Origin of the sequence: Rugamonas sp. (assembly GCF_025354735.1) — a bacterium.
Taxonomy (GTDB): Bacteria; Pseudomonadota; Gammaproteobacteria; order Burkholderiales; family Burkholderiaceae_D; genus Rugamonas.
Window position 1 is genome coordinate 1 of sequence record NZ_JANXMI010000130.1, and the last position, 4824, is coordinate 4824.

The following is a 4824-nucleotide window of genomic DNA, read 5'->3' on the forward strand; positions in this document are numbered from 1 at the left end:
CATCCATGGTCGGCAAGTCGTGAGCCGCTTCGTCGCGCGTGAGTATCCACACGCGGTCGACGTAGCCCATGGCGTCTTCGGTGTAGTTGACGACGATGTTGCTGCCGGAGACGGCGCCCAGCATGTCGATGGTGTTGTTGCGGTTGAAGATGCGGGCCCCGGCCGACAACTGCCGCGCCACGCCGTTCAGGCTGATGGACGGGAACACGCCGGGCGTCAACTTGGCGCGCTTGGTGGCCGGCGGGAAGGGGCGGTCCAGGGCCAGCGCCGGCAGCGCCAGCGCCGCCATCAGCAGCAGCGACAGACCGCGCTTGATCCAGTTGTTCGACATCGTTGCCACTCCGCTCGGTTTCAGATGCGCCAGCTTACCGCAGATGGGCCGCGCGACCAAGGGGCGATGCCGATGGCCGCGCCAGCGGCGCCGACACCGGGGGCAGACCCCGCAACGACAGGCGGCGATTTTCCATGCCGCGCTAACCGCCCAGCGTGGCGAACATGGCCACCACGGCCAGCGCCATGACGCCGGTGCACAACCAGCCGAGCAGCTTGAGCCGCTGCGAAATGACCAGCTTGCCCATGATGGCATGGCGCCGCGCCATCAACATCATCACCACCATGATGGGCACCGAAATCACGCCGTTGACCACCGCGCTCCAGTACAGCGCCTTGATCGGGTCGACCGGCGTGAAGCACAGCGCGGCGCCGACCAGGGTGGCGCCGGCGATGATGGCGTAGAATTTTTTCGCCGCCTTCGGCTGCGCTTCCAGGCTGCCGGTCCAGCCGAAGGCGCCGGCCATGGCGTAGGCGGCCGAGCCGGCCAGCACCGGCACGGCCAGCAGCCCGGTGCCGATGATGCCCAGGCTGAACAGCAAAAACGCGAACTCGCCGGCGATCGGCCGCAGCGCCGTCGCGGCCTGCGCCGACGAGTCGATGTTGCCGATGCCGTGGGCGTGCAGCGTGACGGCCGTGGTCAGGATGATGCAGAACGCGACCACGTTGGAAAAGCCCATGCCGATCACGGTGTCGGCCTTGATGCGGTTGAAGTTGGTGCTGACCTGGTGCGGCGCGCGCTTCAAGGCCAGGGCGTGCGGATCGGCCTGCATATCCTCCACTTCCTGCGACGCCTGCCAGAAAAACAGATAGGGGCTGATCGTCGTGCCGAACACGGCCACCACCGTCGTCAGGTAGGCGGCCTTCCACGACAGCGGCGGGATCAGCGTGTCGTGCAGCACCGTCAACCACGGCACTTGCACCACCAGCACCGTGGCCACGTAAGCCATGAGCGCCAGCGTCAGCCATTTGAGGATGCGCACGTAATTGCGGTAGGGGATGAACACTTGCAGCAGCAGCGAGACCATGCCGAAGCCCAGCGCGTACAGCTGCGACGGGCCGCCGGCCAGCAGTTGCAGCGCCTGGCCCATGGCGGCGACGTCGGCCGCGATATTGATGGTGTTGGCCACCAGCAGCAGGCCGACGATGAGGTAGAGCAGCGAGCGCGGGAAGTGGCGCCGGATGTTGGTGGCCAGGCCGTGGCCGCTGACCCGGCCGATGCGGGCGCTGATGACCTGGATGCCCACCATCAGCGGATACGTCAGCAGCACGGTCCACAGCATGCCGAAGCCGAATTGCGCGCCGGCCTGGGAATAGGTGGCGATGCCGCTGGGGTCGTCGTCGGCGGCGCCGGTGATGAGGCCGGGGCCGAGCTTGGCCAGCCACGACACCCGGGCCGGCTTGGCGGCGGCGACGTCGGGCGGCATGCCGGGATCGGCGGGCGTGCGGTGGATGCTGTTCATGGCCTGGGTCCGATCCGTGGGGGAAATTGTTATGGGGACGATGATAGTCTGTCTAGACCATTCTATCCGTACGCCAGCGTACATCAATGCCCCCCGCCACGGTATGCATGGCTGAGGCCGCCGCGTTGTACGGCAAGCGGCAAGCCGGCCGCCGCCGCCGGCGCGGTGCCGTTTTCCATCCGGCCCGCCGCGATTGTTGCGCGCAGCCGACACCCTCCTAAAGCAGAAGGCAGGGCGGCCAACATGGCGCATACTTGCCAGCGGAGCCCCCGTGCGTACCGCGTCCACCGTGCGTAGCCGCCTACCGTATAACGTCATAAGGAAAACTGTCCATGAAATGGTTCTATGACCTCAGAATCGCCACCAAGCTCATCATCTCCTTCAGCCTGGTCCTGCTGCTGACGCTCATCATGGGCGTCACCGCCATCGTGTCGATGGGGCGCATCAACCAGGCTTCCAGCGACCTGTCCGAAAACTGGATGCCGAGCGTGCAGGCCATCATGTCGATCCGCACCGACGTCGGCGACATGCGGCGCTGGGAGCTGGCCCACATCCTCAACGACGAGGCCGCCGGCATGGCCAAGTACGAGGCGTCGATGGGCGATTCGGCGGCGACGATGAAGAAGGACAGCGAACGCTACGCCAAGCTGGTGTCCAGCCCCGAGGAAAAGACGCTGTACGATCAGTTCACCAAGCTGTGGGACAGTTACATGGCCGACCACGCCAAGATCATCGGCCTGTCGCGCCTGAACCAGAAGACCGAGGCGCGCGCCGTGCTGACCGGTTCCTCGCTCAAGACCATGGGCGAGATGAACCAGCGCATCAACCAGCTCGTCAAGCTCAACACCGACGGCGGCGTCAGCGCCAGCGACGCCGCCACCGCCATTTACGTCGGCGCGCGCCAGTGGCAGATCGTGCTGCTGGTGCTGAACATCGGCATCGGCTTCGCGCTGGCGCTGTGGATCGCGCGCATGGTGTCGCGGCCCTTGCAGGAGGCGCTGGCGCTGGCGCGCGACGTCGCCGACGGCGACCTCACCCACGACATCGAGGCCAGCACCAACTGCGAAACGGGGCAGCTGATGCAGGCCCTCAGCGACATGAACAAGAGCTTGCAGTCGCTGGTCGGGCAGGTGCGCAGCGGCACCGACACCATCACCGTGGCGTCGGCGCAGATCGCGGCCGGCAACCAGGATTTGTCGTCGCGCACGGAGCAGCAGGCCAGCTCGCTGGAGGAGACGGCGTCGTCGATGGAGGAGCTGACCTCCACCGTCAAGCAGAACGCCGACAACGCGCGCCAGGCCAACGTGCTGGCGCGGTCGGCGTCGGGCATCGCCGTCAAGGGCGGCGACGTGGTCGGCCAGGTGGTCGGCACCATGGCCTCGATCAACGCCTCGTCGCGCCAGATCGTCGACATCATTTCCGTCATCGACGGCATCGCCTTCCAGACCAATATCCTGGCCTTGAACGCGGCCGTCGAGGCGGCCCGCGCCGGCGAGCAGGGCCGCGGCTTCGCCGTCGTCGCCGGCGAGGTGCGCAACCTGGCGCAGCGCTCGGCGGCGGCCGCCAAGGACATCAAGACGCTGATTAACAATTCGGTCGAGCAGGTCGAGGCCGGGTCCGAGCTGGTCAACCAGGCCGGCGCGACGATGGAGGAAATCGTCGCCAGCATCACGCGCGTGACCGACATCATGGGCGAGATCACGGCCGCCAGCCAGGAGCAGAGCACCGGCATCGAGCAGGTCAACCACGCCATCGTGCATATGGACCAGGTGACGCAGCAGAACGCGGCCCTGGTCGAGGAGGCGGCGGCGGCGGCCGAATCGATGCAGGACCAGGCGGCCCAGCTGAGCCAGGTCGTGTGCCGCTTCAAGCTCAGCGCGACGATGATGGCCGCAATGACGCCGCCGCCGGCGCGCCGCAAGTCGGTGGCGCGGCCGCCGGCGTCGGTATCAGTGGCGGCGGCGGTGCGTCCGGCGCCGCGGCCGGCCCTGGCCAAGGCGCCGGCGCCCAAGGCGGCCGCCCGGCCCTCGCTCAAACAGACGGTGGCGGCCGACACCAGCGGCGACGAGTGGGAAACCTTTTGACGGGTGAGCGGGCGGCCGCTTGGCCGGCCGGCTCACTCATCGCCTAATTCATCGGCTCACTCATCGGCTCACTTATCGGCCCACTCATTGGCCCACTGATCGGCCGATTCATCTCGATACTGGAAGACGCGCTTCGGCGGCGCGGCGTACACGCGCGATCCCGCGCGCCACTTCCAGCGACGGTGAAGGCTGGCTGAATTCGAGGCGGCGTCAGGATGGCCGCGCGCGCCGAGCCGGCCCATAGTCGGGATGGCGTTCCCGCCATTTGGCCAGCTCGGCGCGATAGCGGTCCAGTTCGTCTTCGTAGAGATCCTGCACGCAGAACTGGCAGCCGCTGTGGCAGCACTCATCGCTGGCGGGACGGCGCGGCTCGGCCGGCATGGGATCGTGATCGGGCGGGGATGTGGGTTCGGATGCGGTGTGTTTCATGCCGCCAGTGTAGCAAGCGGCGGCACATGCCGCCGGCGCGGTCGGCGCCGCATCGCCGCATCGCCGGGCGGGCATTGCATCGGACTCACCGCAGCGCACGCGTCTCCTTGCATCGCGCCGCGCGATGCTCACCCCGCCGGCCGCGACAGCAGCGCCTGGTTGCGGCCCTGGTCCTTGGCGCGGTACAGCGCGGCGTCGGCCGCCTTGAGCAGCGCCTCGGGCGCGCCGTCCTCGGTGGCCGGCATCACCGCCACGCCGATGCTGATGGTGACGATGGCCAGCGGCGACTGCGCGTGCGGCAGCCCCTGCCGCGCCAGCGCCGCGCAGATGGCCTCGGCCAGGCCGAAGGCGTCGGCGGTCCCGGTGGCGGCCGCCAGCAGCACGAATTCCTCGCCGCCGTAGCGCGCCACCAGGTCGCTGCCGCGGCGGCCGTGCGCGCCCAGCACCTGCGCCACCGCGCGCAGGCAGGCGTCGCCGGCCACGTGGCCGTAATGGTCGTTGTAAGCCTTGAAGAAATC

General features: G+C 68.2%; 5 protein-coding genes. 1 reads left to right on the plus strand and 4 read right to left on the minus strand.

All coding sequences use genetic code 11. From position 1 onward, the window contains the following. Together Q0S71_RS10595 and Q0S71_RS10600 are read right to left on the minus strand one after the other, a co-directional pair. Positions 1-331, minus strand: a 331-nt coding sequence (locus tag Q0S71_RS10595) for a hypothetical protein (protein WP_295994711.1), incomplete at its 3' end; no start/stop codon positions are given. A gap of 142 nt (positions 332-473) precedes the next feature. Beyond that, a complete protein-coding gene (locus Q0S71_RS10600; protein WP_295994721.1) occupies positions 474-1757 on the minus strand; it encodes an NRAMP family divalent metal transporter in 1284 nt (427 codons plus the stop codon). Between the two features lie 368 nt (positions 1758-2125). On the opposite strand from Q0S71_RS10600, the gene Q0S71_RS10605 reads away from it, so the two are divergent. Continuing rightward, positions 2126-3877 carry a methyl-accepting chemotaxis protein gene (locus Q0S71_RS10605; protein ID WP_295994714.1) on the plus strand — a complete coding sequence of 584 codons (1752 nt, stop codon included), beginning with the start codon at positions 2126-2128 and terminating at the stop codon, positions 3875-3877. 210 nt (positions 3878-4087) lie between these two features. Here the strand turns inward: Q0S71_RS10605 and Q0S71_RS10610 are convergent, their stop codons facing one another. Continuing rightward, entirely contained in the window at positions 4088-4258 is a 171-nt protein-coding gene (locus Q0S71_RS10610) for an oxidoreductase-like domain-containing protein (protein WP_295994724.1), read from the minus strand. Positions 4259-4434: 176 nt separating this feature from the next. Further along, positions 4435-4824 (minus strand): diguanylate cyclase (locus Q0S71_RS10615; protein WP_295994717.1); only part of this gene is annotated, 390 nt, incomplete at its 5' end.